Below are 21,924 nucleotides of genomic sequence, written 5' to 3' on the forward strand. Positions count from 1 at the left end.
GCTGTGCCGGCGACCCAGATCATGCCAACGGGCATAAAGATCGCCAGCATCGTCATCAGGAACCGCAAACCGGCACCGCCCGTATCGGGTTGCTGATCCGACGGCAGCATCAAGAAAAAGATCGCGGACCCCAGCAACCATACAGCGCTTAGCGCTGCGGCGATGAGTTCAATGTTCGAGATCCCGCTGTCGTTCGGGCGCGAATAGACGCCAAAGGGGGTCGACCGCGCGGATTGGCGCGGCGCGTTCGGTGTCAGCTGCGGTTTGTCGGTCATCTCTTTGTCCCCGGCTTATGCGTAGACGATTTTGAGAACCTCATAGGATTTGTCCCCCCCGGGTGTCCGCACCTCGACGCTGTCGCCTTCTTCCTTGCCGATCAGGGCGCGGGCGATAGGGGATTTGATGTTCAGCAGACCTTTTTCGATGTTGGCCTCGTATTCACCAACAATCTGGTAGGTCTTCTCTTCGTCGGTGTCTTCGTCCACGAGGGTCACGGTCGCGCCGAACTTGATCGCGCCGGACATCTTGGCCGGGTCAATCACATCCGCAAGGGAGATCACGCCTTCAAGCTCTTTGATGCGGCCTTCGATGAAGGACTGCTTTTCCTTGGCGGAATGGTATTCGGCGTTCTCGGACAGGTCACCGTGTTCGCGGGCTTCGGCGATGGCTTTGATGATGGCAGGGCGTTCAACCGACTTCAGATGCTTGAGTTCGGTTTCCAAAGCCGTGTGACCGGCGCGGGTCATGGGGATTTTTTCCATCAGGGGGCGTCCACGCAATGAGGGTCACAGCCCCCGAACTGTCGTCCGAGGGTGCAACCGATTTGAATTGATCCTTACCTGACCCAAACTGCCCCGCGATTGCAAGAGCAGAGTCAGCCCGTCCGCGGCAATCCGCGCTTAGTCATCGTATTGGACCAGCTCGTATTCGACACCGTCGTGATCGCGAAAATAGAAGCGCCGCCCGGGTTCGTAATCGGCGTGGTTCACCGGCGTGAACCCCTGCGCTTTGACCAAGGTTTCGGCGGCATCCAGATCATCGACGGTCACCCCGAAATGGTTCAGCGCGCCGGTGGTGTCATAGCTGCTGGTGCCCGTGGCCGGCGTCGTTTTCGGTGCGTAGAGCGCCACGTATGAACTTTCGGTTCCGATGTGAATAGTATGTCCGCCCGCGATCGCATCGCCTTGCCAGCGAATGCGCCAGCCAAATATCTGCGCCATCCAGGCGGCGGTGGCTTGCGGGTCGGTTACGGTGATGTTGGCATGTTCCAATTGTGCTGGCATTGTCGGGTCTTCCTTCCGTGTTTGTGACGTTGACCCTATGGTGTGTAATTTCTAAACCTAACTTTAGGTCAAGGATTATTTCGGGGAATGTCTATGGCGGTGAATGATGGGTTGTCGATTGGTGCTTTGGCGCGGCGCACAGGCTTGGCGGTGTCCGCCATCCGCTATTACGAGGCGCAAGGGTTGATCAAACCGTGGCGCAACAGCGGCGGGCAGCGGCGGTTCGAGCGTGCCGATCTGAGGCGGCTGAGCTTTGTGATGATCGCGCAGCAATTCGGTTTTACCTTGCCGCAGATCAAGCAAGAGCTGGATCGCCTGCCGGATGGGCGCACCCCCACCAAAGAGGACTGGGCGCGGATCAGCCAGGCGTTTCGTACAACGCTGGACGACCGGATCGCGACGTTGACCCGCCTGCGTGACGACCTAGATGGGTGTATCGGATGCGGATGCCTGAGCCTACAGGCCTGTGCGCTTTATAACCCTCAAGACCGCGCGGGGGAGAAAGGGCAGGGGCCGCGCTATCTAATGGGAGATCCGCGCAGCTAGCATTTTGCGATGCGAAACAATATTGCTGCACCTGCAACATTTAAGATGCAAACTGTCGTGGGTGCGCTAATTTACGCTGTGTTGCGATTGCAATAGCGACCGTGCTGGTTTAGCGAAATCCAAACCGTTTTCTGCCCGAAGAGGAGCCCCAAATGGCCGAAGTTGAACGCGAAGCAATGGAATATGACGTCGTTATCGTCGGTGCGGGCCCTGCCGGTCTGTCCGCCGCGATCCGTCTGAAGCAACTCGACGCCGACTGCAACGTGGTCGTGCTGGAAAAGGGCTCTGAGGTGGGGGCGCATATCCTGTCGGGTGCGGTTCTGGACCCGATCGGTCTGGACGCCCTGATGCCCGACTGGAAGGAAAAAGGCGCGCCGATCAAGACCAAGGTCGAGGAAGACAACTTCTATATGCTGGGCGAGGCGGGTAAAATCCGGGTGCCGAACTTCCCCATGCCGCCGCTGATGAACAACCACGGGAACTACATCGTTTCCATGGCCAATGTCTGCCGCTGGATGGCAGAACAGGCCGAAGAGCTGGGGGTCGAGATTTTTCCCGGTATGGCGTGCTCAGAGCTGGTCTATGGCGACAATGGCGAGATCAAAGGCGTTGTGGCCGGTGAATTCGGCATCAGCGCCGATGGCACCAAGGGCGACGGCTATGAGCCCGGTATGGAACTGCACGGTAAATACGTCTTCCTGTCCGAAGGCGTGCGCGGCAGCCTGTCCAAGCAGGTGATTGCGAAATACGATCTGGACGCCGGAAAAGAGCCGCAGAAATACGGCCTTGGCATGAAAGAAATCTGGGAAATCGATCCCGCCAAGCACAAAGAGGGCACTGTGACCCACACGATGGGCTGGCCTTTGAACAGCAACGCGGGTGGCGGGTCGTTCATCTATCACATCGAAAACAACCAGGTGTACGTCGGTTTCGTTGTCCACCTTGGCTACAAAAACCCGCATGTCTTCCCCTACATGGAATTTCAGCGCTTCAAGCACCACCCGATGATTGCCGATCTGCTGAAAGGCGGCAAGCGCGTGGCCTACGGCGCGCGCGCCATCACCGAAGGCGGCTACCAGTCGATGCCCAAGATGGTCGCACCCGGTGTGGCGTTGCTGGGCTGTTCGGTGGGCATGGTCAACGTGCCGCGCATCAAGGGCAACCACAACGCGATGCTGTCGGGCAAAGCTGCCGCCGAAGCGGCCTATGACGCGATCCAGGCGGGCCGCGCCGGTGACGAGCTGACCGCCTATGAGGAAGATGTCCGCAGCGGCGAGATCGGCAAAGACCTGAAAAAAGTTCGCAACGTCAAACCGTTGTGGAGCAAGTACGGCCTTGTGACCTCGCTCGCCGTGGGTGGGTTCGACATGTGGACCAATACCTTCGGCTTCTCGCTGCTGGGGACGCTGGGGCATGGTAAATCCGATGCTGAAGCGACCGAAAAGGCCGACAAGCACAAGAAGATCGACTACCCCAAGCCCGATGGCAAGCTCAGCTTTGACCGTCTGACCAACGTGGCGTTTTCATTCACCAACCACGACGAAAGCCAGCCCGCGCATTTGACGCTGAAGGATCCGTCGGTGCCGGTGAACATCAACCTGCCGGAATACGCTGGCCCCTCGGCGCGGTATTGCCCTGCCGGCGTGTATGAATTCGTCGAGGAAGACGGCAAGGACCCGCGCTTTGTCATTAACTTCCAGAACTGCGTGCACTGCAAGACCTGCGACATCAAGGATCCCACGCAGAATATCGTCTGGACCACGCCGCAGGGTGGGGATGGCCCGAACTATCCTAATATGTAAGCGTCGCTTACGGGCCTAACGTGTAAGCATCACTTACTGGATGAAATCGATCAAAGGCGTGCTGCGGCGCGCCTTTTTTCATGCAAGGTTCCGCCGATAGAGGATAAGCGGGATGTCCCTTTGGATAGGCGGCATTGCGCTTGGTCGTGAACCTGTTAGCCTTGCGCGCAAATACAAATGAGGCGTGCCAGTATGATCCGTAACCTTCTGTTGACCGCAAGCGTTTTGGCGCTGACCGGAGCCGTTGCAATGCCCGTACAGGCGCAATCGGCGGCGGGGGCCTATCTTGCCGGTCGGCATGCTGCGGTGCGCAGTGATTTTGCGGAATCTGCCAAGTATTATGGCGAAGCGCTGGCGCTTGATCCCAAGAACCCCGAGTTCCTTGAAAGCACGGTTCTGGCGCTGCTCTCGCTGGGGGATATCGACCGCGCCCTGCCTTTGGCGCGCATCATGGCCGCGTCGGACCAGCCCGGGCAGATCGCCTATCTGGTGACAACCGCTGGCATGGCGCAGGAAGAAAACTATGCGGGTCTGATCGAACAATCCGCAGACGAGGGCGGGATCGGCCCTTGGGTGGACGGTTTGGTCAAGGCCTGGGCGCATGTGGGCGTGGGCGACATGACCGCCGCCATCACCCAGTTCGACGATCTGAGCAAAGAAGCCGGCATGCAGGGGTTCGTGCTGTATCACAAGGCTTTGGCACTGGCGTCGGTCGGCGACTACGAAGGGGCGGAGGCGATCTTTGCTTCGAACCAAGCGGGATCGGCAGGGCAGACACGGCGCGGTGTGATCGCGCGGGCGGAAATCCTGGGCCAGCTCGGGCGAAATGAACAGGCGCTTGCGCTGCTGACCGATAGTTTCGGGGCCAGCAGCGACCCCGAACTTGACGGCTTGGTCGCCGCCTTGCAGGGGGAGGGGCAGGTCGCTTTTACCCAGATCCCCGATGCCAAGGCAGGCATTGCCGAAGTCTTCTTTACCTTCGCCGCCGTGCTGCGCAATGAAAGTGCCGGTGACTACTATGTGCTGCTTTATGCGCGCATCGCGCGTTACCTGCGCCCCGATCATATCGACGACCTGTTGCTGACCGCGGATCTGCTTGAAAACATCGGCCAGTACGAGCTGGCGATCAAGGAGCTGCAGGACGTACCCGCCGACAACCCCGCCTATCACGCAGCCGAACTCGGGCGTGCGGCGGCGCTGCGACGGTCGAACAAACCGGAACAGGCGATCGAGGTTCTGCAACAGTTGACCCGCAGCCACGGCACATTGCCGTCGGTCCATTCCGCCTTGGGCGATGCGTTGCGGGCGCAGGACAACTTCAAGGCCGCAATCAAATCCTATGATCGCGCGATAGAGCTGACACCCGACAGCAATCCGCAACGCTGGGTGCTGTATTACGCCCGCGGCATTGCCGAAGAACGCTCTGGCAATGGCGAGGCATCCGAACGCGATTTTCGCGCCGCTCTCAAGATTAACCCCGATCAGCCTCAGGTGCTGAACTACCTCGGCTATTCGCTGGTGGAACAGGGGCGCAATCTGGACGAAGCGTTGAACATGATCGAACGCGCCGTCGCAGCGAGCCCTGAATCAGGCTATATCGTCGATTCACTGGGCTGGGTCTTGTACCGTTTGGGCCGCTACGAAGAGGCCGTCGACCAGATGGAAAGGGCCGTTGAACTGGTTGCCGTCGATCCGGTGGTCAACGACCATTTGGGCGACGTTTACTGGTCCGTTGGCCGTCAACGCGAGGCAGAATTCCAATGGCGTCGGGCGCTATCGTTTGTGGATCCCGAAGATAAAGACAGCGAGGCTGATCCCGACCGCATGCGCCGCAAGCTCGAGGTGGGGCTGGACGCGGTATTGGCCGAAGAAGGGGCCGAGCCGCTCAGCAAAGCATCTGCTGAGAAATGACGACCCAAGCCGCTGTCCTCGGGGTTGCCAACGCGGGTTTCGCCTGGGCCAAGGTGAACCTGACCCTGCATGTCACTGGGCAGCGCAGCGATGGCTACCATCTGCTGGATAGTCTTGTGGTGCGCGCGGGCGTGGGCGACCGGATCGCGGTATCCCCCTCTGACCAGCTTGAGCTGTTTATCGATGGTCCCTATGGCGGTGCCGCCCCCCATGATGACCGCAACCTCGTGGTGCGTGCGGCAAGGCTGCTGGACGCGGGCGCGGGCAGGGGGGCGCGGTTGCATCTGACGAAAAACCTCCCCGCCGCGGCAGGGATCGGCGGAGGATCAGCGGATGCGGCCACGGCGCTGCGCTTGCTCTCGGCGCATTGGGGGCTGCCGGTGCCCGAGGACGTGGCGCGACTGGGGGCCGATGTGCCGGTTTGCCTGCATGACACCCCCCAGCGGATGGAGGGGATCGGCGAGCGATTGACGCCCGCGCCCAAGCTGCCGCCCTGCTGGCTGGTGCTGATCAACCCGAATAAATCCGCCGCCACGCCCGAGGTCTTCTCGCGGCTCGAGTCCCGCGCCAACGCGCCCATGCCCAAAGAGCTGCCCGCATTCACCACCGCGCCTGCGTTCGCCGCCTGGCTGGCCACACAGCGCAACGATCTGGAGGCACCGGCGATCCAGGTGGTGCCAGAGGTGGCAGATTGTCTGGGCAGTCTACAGGACGCGCTGCTGGCGCGTATGTCGGGCTCTGGTGCGACCTGCTTTGGCCTTTACGAGACCGAGGCACTGGCGCAGCGCGCCGTCACGCGTATCGCCGCGGCACAGCCCGGCTGGTGGGTCACCGCCGCACCGATGCTGGGGGTAGCTTCGACGCGCCCCAATGGGGGGACGACTAGCTAATACGCGCGACGACGTAATCGGCCAGATCGCGCAGCATCTGAGTCAGCTCGTGATCCGGCAGGGTGTTCAGCGCAGTCTTGGCCTGTTCCGCCCATGCCAGCGCCTCTGCCTTGGTTTCATCCAGAGTGCCATGTGCATTCAGCAGCGACAGAGCGTGTTCAAGATCGCCGTCCTCCTGCTTGCCCTTCTCGATGGTGCGGGTCCAGAAGGCACGTTCGGCCGCGTCGCCCTTGGCGATCGCCTTGATAACCGGCAGGGTCAGCTTACGCTCGCGGAAGTCATCACCGATGTTCTTGCCGGTGGCATTCGGGTCGCCTTGGTAGTCCAGCAAATCGTCGACAATCTGAAACGCGATCCCCAAGGCATCACCATAGTCAAACAGGGCCTGAACCTGTGCGTCAGGGGCCGCGGCAATCACCCCGCCCACTTGCGTCGCTGCCGAAAACAACGCCGCCGTCTTCCCGCGCACGACCTGTAGGTAGATGCCTTCATCCGTGGCCAGATTCTGCGCGGCGGTCAGTTGCAACACCTCGCCCTCTGCAATCGTGGCGGAGGCATTGGCAAGGATCGCCAGCACGCGCATGTTATTCGTCTCGGTCATCAGCTGGAAGCTGCGCGCGAAAAGGTAATCGCCCACCAGCACCGAAGATTTGTTATCCCACAGCAAGTTGGCCGTCGGCCGCCCGCGACGCTGCGCGCTTTCATCGACCACATCGTCGTGCAGCAGTGTCGCGGTGTGAATGAATTCTACCGTGGCGGCAAGGTGCACGTGGTAGGGGCCGTCATAGCCGCACAGGCGCGCCGCAGCGAGGGTTAGCATCGGGCGCAACCGCTTGCCGCCTGCCTCTACCAGATGGGCCGTGACCTCGGGGATGCGCGGCGCATGTTCTGACGCCATGCGGTCGCGGATCAGATCGTTCACCGCGGTCATATCCGCGTTAAGATAGGCCGCCATCCGGTCATGTGGTTTCTGGGTGTTTTCGCTCGTCATTTACACGACCTTAATTGGAAGGCTCGACAATCAACGTCGATTGCCCTTACATCTCTGTTATGAAGGAACTTTTGCGCACAACCGATCCGACAATAATCGCCTTTGCCAGCGCCCTTCTTCAGGGCGAGGATATAGACTGCTTTCCGCTGGACGTAAACATGAGCGTGCTTGAAGGCGGGATCGGCATTTTCCCCCGCCGCTTGATGGTGCACGACGACGATCACACCGCCGCAACGCGGGTGTTGCGCGACAACGACATCCCCACCGGGTTGCCCAAATAACCGCTGTGGACGTCTTTGACCCCGACGCGCTCACGCGGGATGCGTTTCTGGGCGGCAAACTGCATTTGTGGCAGCCGCGTAAAGGCTACCGTGCGGGCGTTGACCCTGTTTTATTGGCTGCAACGGTGCCGGCGCAGGCCGGTCAGCGCGTGCTAGAGCTGGGCTGCGGGGTAGGGGCGGCGTCGCTTTGTCTGGGCGCGCGGGTGCCGGGCTTGCAGCTGACAGGGGTCGAGATCCAGCCTGCCTATGCCGCGCTTGCACGGCGCAATAATCCAACATTTGAAGTGGTTGAGGCCGACATTGATGCCATGCCGTTGGCCCTGCGGCAGCGACAATTTGACCACGTTCTTGCCAACCCGCCGTATTTCGATCGCCACGCCTCTGTCGCGGCGACCAACAGCGGTCGTGAGACCGCCTTGGGGGAAGCGACTCCGTTGGAAACCTGGGTCAAGATCGCGGCCAAACGCCTTGCCCCGAAAGGACAGGCGCATTTTATCCATCGGGCAGAACGCCTGCCCGATCTGATCCGCGCGCTACCCCATGATATGGGCAGCATAGAGGTGCTGCCGATCGCACCGCGCATCGGTCGCATGGCTGAACTGGTCATCCTGCGTGCGCGCAAAAGCGGGCGGGGGGCGTTTCGCTTGAACGCGCCCCTTATCATGCACGAAGGCGCACAACATTTAAGCGACGGCGACAGCTATGTGCCCGAAATACGAGCGGTCCTGCGCGAGGGCGCAGCGCTGCCATTCTAAGCAGCCTCTCGCCGATATCTCAACTTGTCGATAGTTTTGCTGCGCTGCCGCGTGACAGGTGGAATATTTCGTGCTTCAATCATTCTACGCAACATAACCTAAGGAGAGTTACATGGCTTTTGACGCACATCTGGATGCTCTGAAACGGAAGCATTTGGCAATGAGTGACGCTGTAGAACAGGCCCAACGATCGCCGAGTATGGACGGGCTAAAGGTTGCGAATATGAAAAAGGAAAAGCTGCGCTTGAAAGAGGAAATTACCCGGCTTTCCGCCTGATAGATTTCAATTCCGTTGGCGTGCCCATTGGTGGGCCGCCGACAAAAAGGCCAGCGCGAAATGCGCTGGCCTTTTGCGTTCAGGTAGGCCGTTTAGACCAGATGCTGTGCACCATTCGCGGTGATCGTGGACCCGTTGATAAAGCCCGCGTCATCACTGACTAGGAATACAACCGCGCGGGCGATTTCTTCGGGTTCACCTAGGCGGCCGGTCGGGATTTGCGCCACGATAGAGTCGCGCACCTTCTCGGGCACCGCCATCACCATATCCGTCGCGATATAGCCGGGGCAGATCGCATTCGCGGTAATATTGGCGCGCGCGCCTTCCTGCGCGAGTGACTTCACAATGCCCAGATCGCCTGCTTTGGTCGCGGCATAGTTCACCTGGGCGAACTGACCTTTCTGCCCGTTGATAGAGCTGATGACGACGATCCGACCGAACTTGCGTTCGCGCATGCCAGGCCAAACCGGGTGGATCGTATTGAAAACACCCGTCAAATTGGTGCCAACCACTTCGTTCCACTGGTCGGGCGTCATCTTGTGGAAAGGAGCGTCGCGGGTGATACCTGCGTTCGCTACGACCACGTCGATCGGGCCTAAATCTTCTTCGACTTTGGCAATCCCGGCTTTGGAGTCGTCATAGTCGGCGACGTTCCACTTGTAGGTTTTGATGCCCGTGGTTTCTGTAAACTGCGCGGCTGCCTCGTCGTTCCCGGCATATGTTGCCGCGACGGTGTATCCGGCGTCTTTCAAAGCTGTGGAAATAGCCGCCCCGATCCCGCGGCTTCCCCCTGTTACAAGTGCAACACGTGACATAAATCTCTCCCCTTAAGGCAATGTTGTTTCGTTTGCCTTGTTAATTTCGTAATTTAATTACGTGGAGAATTTGTAGTCAGGCTTGAAATTCATTGCAACAGTTTACGCAGGGAAAAAGCAGATGTTTTTCGCGTGGCGCGCGTTCTTGCCGAACACGCGCCACGCTTGATCGATTATACAGCGTTATGGGCGCTCAAGACACATGGCCACGCCCATACCACCGCCGATGCACAGGGTCGCGAGGCCTTTTTTCGCGCCGCGTCGCTGCATCTCGAACAAAAGGGTGTTCAGGATGCGGGCGCCGGAGGCACCGATGGGGTGGCCGATTGCGATGGCACCGCCGTTCACGTTCACGATCGATGGATCCCACCCCATGTCCTTGTTGACCGCGCAGGCCTGCGCCGCGAACGCTTCGTTGGCTTCGACAAGGTCTAGATCCTCGGCCTTCCAGCCCGCTTTCTCAAGCGCTTTACGCGATGCATAGATCGGGCCGGCACCCATGATCGTCGGGTCCAGGCCAACGGTCGCATAGGACGCGATGCGCGCCAAAGGTGTGATGCCGCGCTTTTCGGCGTTGTCTGCGGACATCAGCAATGCGCCAGCGGCGCCGTCGTTCAGGCCGGACGCATTGGCTGCGGTGACGGAACCGTCTTTGGTGAAGGCGGGGCGCAGTTTCTGCATCGCTTCCATCGTGGCACCGTGGCGGATGTATTCATCTTGATCGACAACCACCTCGCCCTTGCGGGTTTTGACGGTGAAAGGCACGATTTCGTCCTGGAATTTACCAGCCTTCTGGGCGGCTTCGGCTTTGTTCTGCGAGGCCACCGCGAATGCGTCTTGGGCGTCGCGACTGATATCCCATTTAGCGGCAACGTTTTCAGCTGTTTGACCCATATGATAACCGTGGAAGGCATCCCACAGACCGTCGCGGATCATCGTATCGATAAGTTGCATGTCGCCCATTTTCTGACCCGGACGCAGATTTTGTGCGTGGGGGCTCATCGACATGTTTTCCTGACCACCGGCTGCCACAATATCGGCGTCGCCCAATTGGATGTGCTGCGCTGCCAAAGCGACCGCGCGCAGACCAGAGCCGCAGACCTGGTTGATCGACCATGCCGCACTTTCGATGGGCAGACCCGCATTCACATGTGCCTGACGGGCAGGGTTTTGCCCCTGAGCGGCGGTCAGAACCTGACCCAGAATTGTTTCATTGACCTCGGAAGGGTCGATGCCTGCGCGGGCGACGATCTCTTTCAGTACCGCGGCGCCCAGATCGTGCGCGGGTGTATTTGCAAAGGATCCGCTGAAGCTGCCGACAGGCGTGCGCGCTGCGGATGCGATGACAACGTTGGTCATATGTGTTCTTCCCCTGAACTACTGACGTGGGGTAATATAATACGGCGTTTCCCCGTTCCCCCGTCTTCTATGGTTTGGACATATCCCATTGCTGCACATGCGGCAATCGCGCCATGTTCGCTTACGCATTTTTGCGCTCTTCCGGCGTGCTCTGCCAGTAGGGTTGGGTGGTTGGTGCGCCATACAGAAAGCCCTGTTGGCAATCGACGCCGAGCGCGAGAAGCAGGGATGCATCGTCTTGATTTTCCACCTGTTCGGCGACGGTTATCATGTCGAAGTTGCGCGCGATCGACACCATGATCGACACGATTGCCCGATTATCGGGGTGGTCGCTTACGCCGCGGGCGAACTGCCCGTCGATCTTCAGAATGTCAAAGAACATCTCTTTCAAATAACGGATGGCGATGTAGTCAGAGCCAAAGTTATCCAATGCAAAGCAAACGCCCCGTGTCTGGAACTGGTCCATAAAGCTGGCGACAAGCTCTGGCATCTGCATCGCCGATTTCTCGCTAATTTCCAGGATGAGACGTTCGCCAATGGTACCGTCGCGCGACAGCCACCGGTTCAAAAGGGTCGTCCATCCCGCATACCCGATAGAGCGCGCGGACATGTTGATCGAAAGGCGCAACCCTTTGTTTTCGCTCAGCGCGGCAAGCCCCGCATTGAGCGATAGCACATCAATCTCGCGGCCAAGCTGGGTCTTCTCGACCACGGGCATGAATTCGCGGGCGGGGATGACGCGACCGGTGGGATCCAGAATACGAATGAAACCTTCGTAAAAGGCGATTTTTGGGTCGTCCGCGTCCCGCATGACAGGCTGGTATGCCATCAATGTCTGATTATGCGCGACAGCAGCCCTGACCATGGCCAATGTGCTGCCGTCGCGTTGGGTCAGCGCGTAGTCGAGCGGGTTTTTCGTTCCCTCGGGCAGATCGGCGAGCGGGTGTGGTGATATATCTTCCAAAGTGGCGCTTCCATTTATCGCTGTACTCATGTCACCTTGGCGCGGAAACTTGTAACGCCGGGTTAACGCGGCAATGCAGTACAAATTTTAGCTATCCGGCCAGATCCGTCGGAGAAGGGGATGCGGATGCAGCGGTGTGACTGGGCGGGGCCAGAGCAAATTTATCTGGATTATCATGACACTGACTGGGGTGTGCCGGAGTATGACAGCCGCGCGCTTTGGGAAAAACTGATCCTTGATGGCTTTCAGGCAGGGCTGAGTTGGATCACGATACTTAAAAAGCGAGAGAATTTCCGCGAGGCTTTTGCCGGTTTTGATCCTAATGTCATCGCTACATGGGGTGAAGCCGAGGTTGAACGCTTGCTCGCCAACCCCGGCATTATCCGCCACCGCGGAAAGATAGAGGCGGCGATTACAAATGCACGCGTTTGGCAAGAGATTGAAAAGAAGGAGGGATTTGATCGGTACTTATGGAAATACGTGGGGTTCGAGCCACTGCAAAACCGGTTTGAGCGTCAGTCGGATGTTCCCGCATGGACGCCGCTTTCAAAGCAGATATCGGCTGATTTGAAAAAACGGGGGTTTAAGTTCTGCGGCCCGACAATCGTCTATGCGTTCATGGAGGCTGTGGGCATGGTGAATGACCATTTGACGTGCTGTCACCGTCATCAGGCTGTGGCGCAACGGCCCAAACACGACTGGGACGCCGGCTAGGCCGCTGTGGCCGTGTTAGGCGGTAACGGTACTTAGGCGCTTTGCGAGTTGGTCAAGCATCACAATCGTGTCGCCGCTGGTCGAGAATGCCTTGGTGCGGCAGTAGTCGACGTTGACCACGATATCGCGATGACATGCTGCCTCTGGCGAGGTCTGGACCGCGTTCTTAACCACGTCAGCGATGTTGAGCGTGGATTGCGTTTTAAGCGCGGGCGAGAGCGCGGCGAAGGTGCCGTTTGATCGATATGTCACGATCAGGTTCAGGCTGCTGAGCGCATCGGTCAACCTGCGTGCCAATCCGACGGAAAACTCGACGCGCTGGTCTTGCGGAACCTGCGAAAGCACATCCGCAAAGTTCTGCAGCACGATCACAGCGATCTGCATGCCGCCACCAAACTCGGATTGCATGCGCATAATGCAGTTTTCAAAGGCATCCTGCGGGACAAGGCCGCTCTCGGAAAGCTCGGAGGGCGACATCGGACGGTCGAGCGCGAGCTCTTTCAGAACGTCGAAATTCTCTTGGTTGGGGGATTCATGCGGGCGTTTCAGGTGCCGGACAAATTCGGCGTTGCGCATTTCTGCACCATGAATACGTGCCTCAAGGTCGAAGAACTCGAACGGTTTGATGATATAGTCCCACGCGCCCGCCACGAAGGATTTCGCGATGCTTTCGCTGTTCTTTACCCCGGTGAGCATGATGATGGGCACGAATTCGTACCCGTCGATTTGTCGGATGTGGGGGATCAGCTCTACGCCGGACATTTCCGGCATCTGGATGTCGAGCAGTAGGCAGTCGAAAATAACCGGCGCGCTATGGATGACTTCAAGCGCCTCCTTGCCGGAGGCGGCCGTGCGGACATATTCGTGATCTTGCGTCCGAAGATATTCTTCTAGCAAATTGCGCAGATCTTGATTGTCCTCGACGGCCAAGATCCTCATGCGCGTGGTCTTTCGACGCGATGCACCACAACTGCGTTATGAGTTCCGATGAAGTGCATTGGATGCAAACAGTATCCGCCGCGATAGCCCATGTTATGCGTCACACTAGCCCCCTCAAACCGTTCAACACCTTGATGCTGCGTGACAATCGTTAACATTTCAACTTAAAAGTGCCCGCTTTAACTTTTTGTTAACGATTTTGGCGATTTTAAGGCAACGTTCGGCGGGTCACATGACGTAGGGCGGCGGAGCGTTCATCGAAATGCGCATTTTCGCGGACTTCCCGACCGCTACTGCCTAATTAGCTACGATTTGAGGCTAATTGGGCCAAGTTCGTGCATTGACTCCAACCCGCAGCACCGTATAAGCGCCGCTTGATTGGTGTTGGTGGACCCCGCAAGGGGAACCCTGTCAGGCTTCGGCCAGAGGACAACGCCCTTTACCGCCCGTCGCAATCCTGCAGGGGCCTCAAAAAGGAGAACAGCCGTGACTAAGCGTACAGCTGCCAAGCACAAAATTGACCGCCGTATGGGCGAAAACATCTGGGGCCGTCCTAAGTCCCCAGTGAACCGTCGTGAATACGGCCCCGGCCAGCACGGTCAGCGCCGCAAGGGCAAAATGTCCGACTTCGGCATTCAGCTGCGCGCCAAGCAGAAGCTGAAAGGCTACTACGGCGATCTGACCGAAAAGCAATTCCGCCGCATCTACGGTGAAGCCGAGCGTGTAAAAGGCGACACAGGTGAAAACCTGATCGGTCTGCTGGAGCGTCGCCTGGACGCCGTTGTATACCGCGCCAAATTCGTCGCGACCGTTTTCGCTGCGCGCCAGTTCGTGAACCACGGCCACGTCAAAGTGAACGGCAAGAAGGTTAACATTCCTTCCTACCGCGTCAAAGAAGGCGACGTGATCGAAGTGCGTGACCGTTCCAAGCAAATGGTTGCCCTGCTCGAAGCGACGCAACTGGCAGAGCGTGACGTGCCTGACTACATCGAGGCAGATCACTCCAAGATGACAGCGACATTCGTGCGCACCCCCGCTTTGGGCGACGTGCCATACCCTGTCATGATGGAACCGAACCTCGTGGTCGAATTCTACGCGAAGAACTAAGGTTCCTCGCATATCAATGCCGAAGGGGCCACGCTGGAAAGACCGGCGTGGCCCTTTTTGCGTTTGGTGACGCGCCTTTAGCGCGGGGCCATATGACGCTGGGACAAGATCGTAGTGGCGCTGGCGACGGCGCGCGTTTATGGTCCGCCCGACAGGAGACATGACAGATGACAACCGCTATTCGCCCGCAACCCGGCATTATGGACATCGCACTGTATCAAGGCGGGGCGTCCCATGTGGCGGGGCTTGATAATGTGATCAAGCTCAGCTCGAACGAGAACCCTCTTGGCCCGTCCGACGCGGCCGTCAAAGCGTTCCGCGATGCGTCCTATGACCTGCATCGCTATCCGTCCTCTGATCATACCGCGCTGCGTCAGGCGATCGCGCAGGTGCACGGGCTGGACGCTGACCGCATCATTTGCGGGGCCGGGTCGGACGAGATCATCGCCTTTTTGTGCCAAGCGTTCTCGGGCGAGGGGACAGAGGTGCTGCACACGGTGCACGGCTTTGGCATGTACCGGATCTCCGCGCTGGCCAACGGCGCGACCCCGGTCGAGGTGCCCGAAAACGAACGTGTCACGGATGTGGACGCGCTGCTCGCGGGGTGCACCGACAAAACGCGACTGGTGTTCATCGCAAACCCGAACAACCCCACCGGCACCATGATCGGGCTGAGCGAGATTGAACGTCTTGCCGCCGGTATCCCCAAACAGGCAATTCTGGTGCTCGACGGGGCCTATGCCGAATATGTCGAAGGCTATGACGGCGGCGCGGCTTTGGTCGATAGCCACGATAATATCGTGATGACGCGGACGTTCTCCAAGCTTTACGGTCTGGGCGGGCTGCGGATCGGTTGGGGCTATGCACCGGCGCATATTATCGACGTGCTGAATCGTGTGCGCGGGCCGTTCAACCTGTCGCAAGCCGCGCTGAATGCGGCGACGGCGGCGATCAAGGATACCGGCTACGCCGCCCATTGCCGGAGCGAGAACGCCAAATGGCGCAGCTGGATGGCTGATGCGCTTGCAGAGATCGGCGTGCCGTCTGATGTGTCTTGCGCGAACTTCATCCTCGCGCGGTTCAAGTCGCAGGAAGAGGCCGAGGCCTGTGATGAATACCTCAAGACCCAAGGGTTGATCGTGCGGCGCGTGGCGGGCTACCAGCTGCCGACCTGCTTGCGGATCACCGTGGGCGATGAAAGCGCATGTCGCCGCGTGGTGCATGCGATCCGACAGTTTAAAGGCGACTGATATGCCCGTAATTTATGAGAAAGTCGCGCTGATCGGCTTGGGGCTGATCGCCTCTTCGATGTTCTGGGCGATGAAGCGCGGCGGGCTTGCGGGCCATGTGTCGGGCTTTGCACGCAGCGCCGAAACCCGCGACACCGCCCGCGAGATTGGCCTGTGCGACGAGGTCTGCGATTCCATCGCCAAGACAGTGAAAGACGCGGATCTAGTGGTGCTTTGTGTGCCCGTCGGCGTCATGGGGTCGGTCGCGGCCGAGATGGCCGGGCATCTCAAACCCGGCTGCACGGTGACGGATGTGGGGTCGGTCAAGGCGGATGTGATCGCGCAAGTGGGCCCACTGCTGCCCGACGGGGTGCATTTCATCCCCGCACACCCTTTGGCGGGGACCGAACACTCCGGCCCACGCAGCGGCTTTGCAGAGCTTTTTGACAACCGCTGGTGCCTGCTGGTGCCTGTGCCCGACACCAACGCCAATGCGATCTCGCGGTTGCGGAACCTCTGGGATGGTATGGGTGCCAATGTCGAGGAAATGGATGCGGAGCATCACGATCTGGTGCTTGCGGTGACCAGCCATGCGCCGCATTTGATCGCGTATACGATGGTGGGCGTGGCCGATGATCTGCGCCGCGTGACTGATAGCGAAGTGATTAAATATTCCGCCGCGGGTTTTCGCGACTTTACCCGCATTGCGGCAAGCGACCCGACCATGTGGCGCGATGTGTTCCTGACCAACAAGGAGGCCACGCTCGAGATTTTGGGCCGCTTTACAGAAGAGCTTTTCGCATTGCAGCGCGCGATCCGTATGGGGGATGGCGATCATCTGCATGATTACTTCACCCGTACCCGCGCGATCCGTCGCGGGATTATCGAAGCGGGGCAGGACACGGACGCGCCGAACTTTGGTCGCCAACCCGGCAATAAATGATCCGGGCGGCGCTGATATACGCGCTGCTTTCCGGTGCCGCACTGGCCGGACCCGATATCTCTTTGCGCCCGCCGGCTTTGGCCGGGGGTGCTGCGCTGACACCCCAAGGGTCGATTGCCACGCCGCCGCGCAATGCGGGGGCCAAACGCGCGATAGCGGCCACGGGCGGGATCGCCTCCTCGCTACGGCCCAGCCTGCGCAGCCGTAAGGCAGAGCAAGCGGCCAAGGCCAAACGCCGCCTGCTGGCTAAGGGCGCTGTATGCGGGGATATTTCCATTCAGGGCAAGGCGATCGGGCGCGTGCAACCCAAGCTCAAGGGATGTGGTGTCAGCGATGCGGTTCAGATCCAATCGGTGTCGGGCGTACGGTTGAGCCAAGCGGCGGTGATGGACTGCAAGACTGCCAAAGCATTGAAAACATGGATTGATCAATCGACAAAGCCCGCTTTTGCCGGTCAGGGTGGCCTGCGCGGGCTGCGTGTCGCCGCCCATTACGCCTGCCGGACGCGCAACAACCAGCCGGGTGGCAAGATATCAGAACACGGGCGCGGGCGGGCGATCGATATCTCGGGTTTCCAGATGCACAGCGGAGCCGAGGTCAGTGTGTTGAAGGGCTGGAATGCCCCCGCCAGCCGTAAGGCCATGCGTCGGGTGCACAAGGGGGCCTGCGGGCCGTTTGGCACCGTGCTTGGCCCGAAAGCGAACCGCTTCCATCTGGATCACTTTCATTTCGACACGGCGCGGTATCGCAAGGGGACCTATTGCCGTTGATTTAACGCAATTCAGCGCAAGATAATCTTGGGTGCTCGGCCCAAGGGGATGAAACCCATAGACATCTTTCCGTCCTTCACGGTGATGTCCAGATCCAGCGCATCGGTGTTCCCCGACATTTGCGCCAACCCCTTCAGCATTTGTTCCGCTTGGGGGCGGAAGTTAGGGGGGATGTATCCCGCGCTCTCGGCCATGGTCAGCATCGTCGGCCAGTCTTGTGCCGCGACCGACAATGTCCCTGTTGCCAGACCATCTTCGGCGACCGCAATTGTGCCGCGCAGGGTCAGGGCAATGTCGCCCCAGGCAAGCTCGGCGTGACGCAGGTCGATCACGCGGGGCTGGGGGCGGGTCCGGCCAAGGGCCTTACGATCCCACAGCCGGTCAAAGGTGATGGTCGCTTTGGCGGTGACGGTGTCAAACGCCTCTGCCCAATCCTCGGGCAGGCCGAACAGGCCGCGCAGTGCGGCACTGGGGGTGACGTTCTGCGCGTCCAGCGCCAGATCGTAGATCGGCTGGCCGACGGTTTGTTGCACAGCGCTGACGTTCAACCCGCGCCCCTCGACAGGGCCGGTGACGGGCAGGTCAAGCACCCAGGCACCGCCGTCCAGCGTCAACCGGTCCAGCTGGCCTGAAACACTGGGGCGCAGGCGCAGATCGGTGGTCACGTCCTCGGCCGACAACATGGCGCGCAAGTTGGGGCCGGACAGGCCAAGTTCGATATAGGGCGAGGCTACGGTGACATATCCGGGCCAGTATGCGGGGGTAGAGATGTCGACGCGCTTTGCCGCGACGGCGCTGGCGATCCCGCGCCCGGCACTTTGCGCCGGCGGGGTCAGGGTCACATCGGTCAGACGGGTTTGCAACCGCGTGGGGAAGCCCTGCTTTTTCATTTCGCCCACGTCTGCCTGCCACCCGGCTGCGCGGCGCGTTTCGATCAGTTTCGCGATGCCCCGCTGCAATCCAGACGAGGCAGCGACCCACCATCCGCACCAAACCGCCGCCAGAACGACAATAACCAACACGACCTTGCCCATTTTACCCAACACCTTATTAACGCCTGCGATAGCGCAGCTTTAAACAAGCCAATGATAAAGGACCAGAGACATGGCAATGTGGGTGTTCGGTTACGGCAGCTTATTGTGGAAACCGGGGTTTGACGTCGCGGAAAGCGTGATCGGGCGGTTGCCCGGGTATGCGCGGTCTTTCTGCATGCGCTCCATCCACCACCGTGGCTCGGTCGAACGTCCGGGGCTTGTGCTGGCGCTGGATGCGGATACGGGCACGGCCTGCGATGGCATGGCGCTGCGCGTGGCACCGGGCACCGAAGAGGCGACGCTGGCCTATTTGCGCGAACGCGAGCTTGTGTCGTCGGCTTATGTAGAGAAAACCCTGGATGTGCAGCTAGAGGACGGGCGCACAGTTGCGGCCTTGGTCTATGTGATTGACGCGGAACATGACCAATACTGCGGTGGCTTGCCGCTGGAAGAGCAGGCGCAAATCATCTCGGGCGCGGTTGGCGGCATGGGGCCGAATACCGAATATCTGTTCAACACCGCAGCGCATCTGACGCAGATCGGGCTGCATGATCCGTCGCTGGCGTGGCTGCACGACCGCGTAAAGACTTTATGCGCATAAACCCGTGGCATAACCGTCGGGATTAAGTGTAGGCTGCGGCAACAGAAGCACAAAAGTGTCAGGAGCCACGAGGCATGGCGCAGTCAGATCGCGAATCCAAACCACAGTTTTCCCAGCCGGTGCGGCAGATCACGCTGATGCTGATCGCCCTCGGGCTGACCTGCATCGGGGCTTTTCTGGCGCTGCCAAGCGTTTTGCCTATTTTTGCGGCGAACCCCTATTTGAACGGGGTCATTATTGTCGTCTTCTTCATCGGTGTGATCGCCTGCTTTTATCAGGTGGTGCAGCTGATCGGCTCTGTCCGCTGGATCGAGAATTTTGCCTCTGACGCGCCCAACGCCGATGCCGTCGCCCCGCAGCTGCTGGCACCGCTGGCATCGCTGCTGCGCACACGCGGCGCGCGGATGCAGGTGAACGCGACCTCTACCCGATCTATCCTGGATTCCGTCGCCACCCGCATCGACGAAGCGCGCGAGATTACGCGTTATATCGTCAACATGCTGATCTTCCTCGGGCTTCTGGGCACGTTCTACGGCTTGGCGACGACTGTACCGGCTGTGGTTGAAACCATCCGCAGCCTCGCCCCGCAAGAAGGGGACGGCAGCACCGATATGTTCGCGCGCCTGATGACAGGGCTGGAATCGCAGCTTGGCGGTATGGGGGTGGCGTTCGGGTCGTCCCTGTTGGGGCTGGCGGGGTCGCTGGTGGTTGGCTTGCTTGAACTCTTTGCCGGTCACGGGCAGAACCGCTTTTATCAGGAGCTTGAAGATTGGCTCAGCTCGATCACCCGCGTTGGTTTTTCCTCGGGCGAGGACGGGGCGTCGGATCAAAACGCGGTGGCTGGTGTGCTGGATCACATGGCCGAACAGATGGACAGCCTGCGTCAGCTGATCGGACAATCGGCGGAAAGCCAGACCGCGCTGAACAGCAAGATCGGTGCGCTGGCCGCCACGATGGAGGAACTGTCGGCGCGGGCCGCACAGACCGATATGCCGGCCGAAAGCCTTGACCGGATCGCCAAAGGGCAGGAGCGCATGGTGGCCGTGCTTGAAGGGCAGGGTGAACACGAACGCGCGGATGCGGAAAGCCGGATGCGCCTGCGGTCGATCGACGTGCAGATGCTGCGTATTCTCGAAGAGATTTCAGCCGGACGGCAGGAGACTATGGCCGAGTTGCGCAAGGATATATCCTTGCTGGCCAAGGCGCTGTCGGCCCCGCGTGGCGCTGAGCCGCGCCGCTTGCGCACCCCTGACCGTACCGACACCGAGGGCAGCTGACCATGGCGCTTTCCCGACGCACTGGGGCACGGTTTCAGGGCTCGATCTGGCCGGGATTCGTGGATGCGATGACGGGTCTTTTGCTGGTGCTGATGTTCGTGCTGACCATCTTTATGGTGCTGCAAGCCGTACAGACCCAGCGGATCAACGGGCAAGAGAACGAGCTGAATTCGCTGTCGGGTGAAGTCGCGGCGCTGGCGCAAGCGCTTGGGATGGAACGGCAAACCACGGCCGAGCTTGAGGCAGAACTGGGGACGCTGAACACATCCCTCACCGCTGCACGCGATCAGGCGGCAGAGCAGGCGGCGATGATCGCCTCCTTGACCGCGACACGCGATGCGCAGGCCGCACAGCTTGACGCGGCAGAGGCCAAGATCACCGGTTTCGAGGCGCAGGTGGCAAGCCTGTTGTCCCAGCGGGATGCGGCGGTCGCCCGTGGAGAGGCGCTTGAGACGCGACAAGAAGAACTGCTGAGCGCGCAAGAGGCATTGAACCTTGCCTTGGCGCAGGCGCGGTCAGAGACGGACGCCCAGGCCGAAGCCGCCCGCCTTGCCGCCGCCCGCCGTGATGCGCTGACGGCGCTGGTAGACGATCTGCGGGCGCAAAATCAGGATGCGCAGGCCGCTTTGGAAACCGCCGCCGCGCAGAACGCCGCCGCGCTGTCAGAGGCCGAAGCCGCCCGTCTGGCCGAAGCCGCCGCCGCCGAACGCTTGCGCGAAAAGCTGGAAAACGCCGATGCAGAGCTGACCGCAATGACGCTGGCGCTAGAGACGCAGCGCAAAGAGGCCGAGGATACGCTGACCCTGCTCGCCGCCGCCCGCGCTGCCAAGGAAACGCTGGATGCAGAACTTGCCGCTGCGCTGGCGGAAACCGAAACTCTTGAAGCAACACAGGCCGATCGGGCAGAGCTGCGCGCCAAACTGGCGGATGCGCTTGCTGCAAAGCTTGCCGCTGAGAACCGCGCCGAGGCAGAGCTGTCGGATGCAGAGAAACAGGCCGCTTTGCTGGAGGCCGCCCGGTCCGAGCTGGCGCAGGAAGAAGCGGCGACTGCTGCGGCACAGCGCCAGACAGAATTATTGAACCAGCAGGTCGCCGCCCTGCGCGGCCAGTTGGGGGAACTGCAATCCCTGCTGGATGATGCCGTCGCACGCGATGCCGCGAAAGAGGTACAGTTGCAATCGCTGGGGTCAGACCTGAACACCGCCCTCGCACGGGTCGCCGCCGAAGAACGCCGCCGCGCCGAGCTTGAAGCGGCTGAACGTGCGCGGCTTGAGGCCGAGACGAAGAACCTCGAACAATACCGGTCCGAGTTCTTTGGTCGCTTGCGCGCGCTTCTGGGCAATCAGGAGGGTGTGCGCATCGAGGGGGACCGTTTCGTCTTCTCTTCCGAGGTGTTGTTCCCCCCGGGGGCCGCCACGCTATCCGCCGATGGTCGC

General features: G+C 60.1%; 23 protein-coding genes and 1 pseudogene. 15 read left to right on the top strand and 9 right to left on the bottom strand.

Annotated elements, in window-relative coordinates; all coding sequences use genetic code 11:
- The 3 genes and pseudogenes from B3849_RS12875 to B3849_RS12885 all read right to left on the bottom strand — a co-directional run.
- Positions 1 to 275: pseudogene (locus B3849_RS12875) on the bottom strand (hypothetical protein); the annotation flags it as partial.
- A 15-nt stretch (positions 276 to 290) separates the two neighbouring features.
- Entirely contained in the window at positions 291 to 761 is a 471-nt protein-coding gene (greA, locus tag B3849_RS12880) for a transcription elongation factor GreA (protein ID WP_005849618.1), read from the bottom strand.
- A 138-nt stretch (positions 762 to 899) separates the two neighbouring features.
- Complete coding sequence (locus B3849_RS12885; protein ID WP_286780253.1) at positions 900 to 1,283, bottom strand: VOC family protein; 384 nt, start codon at positions 1,281 to 1,283, stop codon at positions 900 to 902.
- 93 nt (positions 1,284 to 1,376) lie between these two features.
- On the opposite strand from B3849_RS12885, the gene soxR reads away from it, so the two are divergent.
- The 4 genes from soxR (at position 1,377) to B3849_RS12905 (ending at position 6,432) form a co-directional block, all read left to right on the top strand.
- The gene (gene soxR, locus B3849_RS12890; RefSeq protein WP_278375153.1) at positions 1,377 to 1,829 is read left to right on the top strand and encodes a redox-sensitive transcriptional activator SoxR; all 453 of its coding nucleotides are present in this window, start codon (positions 1,377 to 1,379) and stop codon (positions 1,827 to 1,829) included.
- Positions 1,830 to 1,981: 152 nt separating this feature from the next.
- Positions 1,982 to 3,631 (top strand): electron transfer flavoprotein-ubiquinone oxidoreductase, encoded by a 1,650-nt coding sequence (locus B3849_RS12895; protein WP_286780254.1) that lies wholly within the window; start codon positions 1,982 to 1,984, stop codon positions 3,629 to 3,631.
- Between the two features lie 192 nt (positions 3,632 to 3,823).
- Positions 3,824 to 5,542, top strand: a complete 1,719-nt coding sequence (locus B3849_RS12900; RefSeq protein WP_286780255.1) for a tetratricopeptide repeat protein — start codon at positions 3,824 to 3,826, stop codon at positions 5,540 to 5,542.
- Entirely contained in the window at positions 5,539 to 6,432 is an 894-nt protein-coding gene (locus B3849_RS12905; RefSeq protein ID WP_278425508.1) for a 4-(cytidine 5'-diphospho)-2-C-methyl-D-erythritol kinase, read from the top strand. The genes B3849_RS12900 and B3849_RS12905 overlap by 4 nt, the downstream gene beginning before the upstream one ends.
- Here the strand turns inward: B3849_RS12905 and B3849_RS12910 are convergent.
- A complete protein-coding gene (locus tag B3849_RS12910) occupies positions 6,425 to 7,423 on the bottom strand; it encodes a polyprenyl synthetase family protein (RefSeq protein ID WP_278425509.1) in 999 nt (332 codons plus the stop codon). The two genes, B3849_RS12905 and B3849_RS12910, sit on opposite strands and share 8 nt — an antisense overlap.
- Before the next feature lie 59 nt (positions 7,424 to 7,482).
- Here B3849_RS12910 and B3849_RS12915 point away from each other — a divergent pair, with 59 nt between their 5' ends.
- The 3 genes from B3849_RS12915 to B3849_RS12925 all read left to right on the top strand — a co-directional run bounded on the left by B3849_RS12915 (position 7,483) and on the right by B3849_RS12925 (position 8,736).
- Positions 7,483 to 7,704, top strand: coding sequence for a DUF2007 domain-containing protein (locus B3849_RS12915; RefSeq protein ID WP_037944781.1), 222 nt, complete (start codon positions 7,483 to 7,485; stop codon positions 7,702 to 7,704).
- Between the two features lie 5 nt (positions 7,705 to 7,709).
- A complete protein-coding gene (locus B3849_RS12920) occupies positions 7,710 to 8,459 on the top strand; it encodes a tRNA1(Val) (adenine(37)-N6)-methyltransferase (RefSeq protein WP_278425510.1) in 750 nt (249 codons plus the stop codon).
- Between the two features lie 112 nt (positions 8,460 to 8,571).
- Positions 8,572 to 8,736: a YdcH family protein gene (locus tag B3849_RS12925; RefSeq protein WP_005849604.1), complete on the top strand. Its 165-nt coding sequence runs from the start codon at positions 8,572 to 8,574 to the stop codon at positions 8,734 to 8,736.
- A 92-nt stretch (positions 8,737 to 8,828) separates the two neighbouring features.
- Here the strand turns inward: B3849_RS12925 and phbB are convergent, their stop codons facing one another.
- From phbB to B3849_RS12940, 3 genes are all read right to left on the bottom strand, one after another.
- Positions 8,829 to 9,551: an acetoacetyl-CoA reductase gene (phbB, locus tag B3849_RS12930; RefSeq protein ID WP_005849603.1), complete on the bottom strand. Its 723-nt coding sequence runs from the start codon at positions 9,549 to 9,551 to the stop codon at positions 8,829 to 8,831.
- A 183-nt stretch (positions 9,552 to 9,734) separates the two neighbouring features.
- Positions 9,735 to 10,910, bottom strand: a complete 1,176-nt coding sequence (locus tag B3849_RS12935) for an acetyl-CoA C-acetyltransferase (RefSeq protein WP_005849602.1) — start codon at positions 10,908 to 10,910, stop codon at positions 9,735 to 9,737.
- Positions 10,911 to 11,031: 121 nt separating this feature from the next.
- A complete protein-coding gene (locus B3849_RS12940; RefSeq protein ID WP_005849601.1) occupies positions 11,032 to 11,874 on the bottom strand; it encodes an EAL domain-containing protein in 843 nt (280 codons plus the stop codon).
- Positions 11,875 to 12,000: 126 nt separating this feature from the next.
- Here B3849_RS12940 and B3849_RS12945 point away from each other — a divergent pair, with 126 nt between their 5' ends.
- The gene (locus B3849_RS12945; RefSeq protein WP_278425670.1) at positions 12,001 to 12,588 is read left to right on the top strand and encodes a DNA-3-methyladenine glycosylase I; all 588 of its coding nucleotides are present in this window, start codon (positions 12,001 to 12,003) and stop codon (positions 12,586 to 12,588) included.
- Between the two features lie 15 nt (positions 12,589 to 12,603).
- Here B3849_RS12945 and B3849_RS12950 read toward each other — a convergent pair whose 3' ends face one another.
- Complete coding sequence (locus B3849_RS12950) at positions 12,604 to 13,527, bottom strand: response regulator (RefSeq protein WP_278425511.1); 924 nt, start codon at positions 13,525 to 13,527, stop codon at positions 12,604 to 12,606.
- Between the two features lie 486 nt (positions 13,528 to 14,013).
- Here B3849_RS12950 and rpsD point away from each other — a divergent pair, with 486 nt between their 5' ends.
- The 4 genes from rpsD (at position 14,014) to B3849_RS12970 (ending at position 17,576) form a co-directional block, all read left to right on the top strand.
- A complete protein-coding gene (gene rpsD, locus B3849_RS12955) occupies positions 14,014 to 14,634 on the top strand; it encodes a 30S ribosomal protein S4 (protein WP_005849596.1) in 621 nt (206 codons plus the stop codon).
- Between the two features lie 167 nt (positions 14,635 to 14,801).
- Positions 14,802 to 15,884, top strand: coding sequence for a histidinol-phosphate transaminase (gene hisC / locus B3849_RS12960; RefSeq protein ID WP_278425512.1), 1,083 nt, complete (start codon positions 14,802 to 14,804; stop codon positions 15,882 to 15,884).
- 1 nt (position 15,885) lies between these two features.
- On the top strand, positions 15,886 to 16,806 hold the full coding sequence (locus B3849_RS12965) for a prephenate/arogenate dehydrogenase family protein (protein ID WP_005849593.1): 921 nt from the start codon (positions 15,886 to 15,888) through the stop codon (positions 16,804 to 16,806).
- Positions 16,803 to 17,576 carry an extensin family protein gene (locus tag B3849_RS12970; RefSeq protein WP_278425514.1) on the top strand — a complete coding sequence of 258 codons (774 nt, stop codon included), beginning with the start codon at positions 16,803 to 16,805 and terminating at the stop codon, positions 17,574 to 17,576. Before B3849_RS12965 ends, B3849_RS12970 begins: the two co-directional genes overlap by 4 nt.
- 11 nt (positions 17,577 to 17,587) lie before the next feature.
- On the opposite strand, the gene B3849_RS12975 is transcribed toward B3849_RS12970, so the two are convergent.
- The gene (locus tag B3849_RS12975) at positions 17,588 to 18,622 is read right to left on the bottom strand and encodes a DUF2125 domain-containing protein (protein ID WP_278425515.1); all 1,035 of its coding nucleotides are present in this window, start codon (positions 18,620 to 18,622) and stop codon (positions 17,588 to 17,590) included.
- A gap of 58 nt (positions 18,623 to 18,680) precedes the next feature.
- Here B3849_RS12975 and B3849_RS12980 point away from each other — a divergent pair, with 58 nt between their 5' ends.
- From B3849_RS12980 to B3849_RS12990, 3 genes are all read left to right on the top strand, one after another.
- The gene (locus B3849_RS12980; RefSeq protein ID WP_005849587.1) at positions 18,681 to 19,211 is read left to right on the top strand and encodes a gamma-glutamylcyclotransferase; all 531 of its coding nucleotides are present in this window, start codon (positions 18,681 to 18,683) and stop codon (positions 19,209 to 19,211) included.
- A gap of 74 nt (positions 19,212 to 19,285) precedes the next feature.
- On the top strand, positions 19,286 to 20,488 hold the full coding sequence (locus B3849_RS12985; protein WP_278375161.1) for a biopolymer transporter ExbB: 1,203 nt from the start codon (positions 19,286 to 19,288) through the stop codon (positions 20,486 to 20,488).
- Positions 20,489 to 20,490: 2 nt separating this feature from the next.
- Positions 20,491 to 21,924 (top strand): peptidoglycan -binding protein (locus B3849_RS12990; protein WP_286780257.1); only part of this gene is annotated, 1,434 nt, incomplete at its 3' end.

The sequence above is a fragment of the Sulfitobacter sp. UBA4523 genome, from assembly GCF_002388305.1.
In the GTDB taxonomy this organism is placed as follows: domain Bacteria; phylum Pseudomonadota; class Alphaproteobacteria; order Rhodobacterales; family Rhodobacteraceae; genus Sulfitobacter; species Sulfitobacter pontiacus.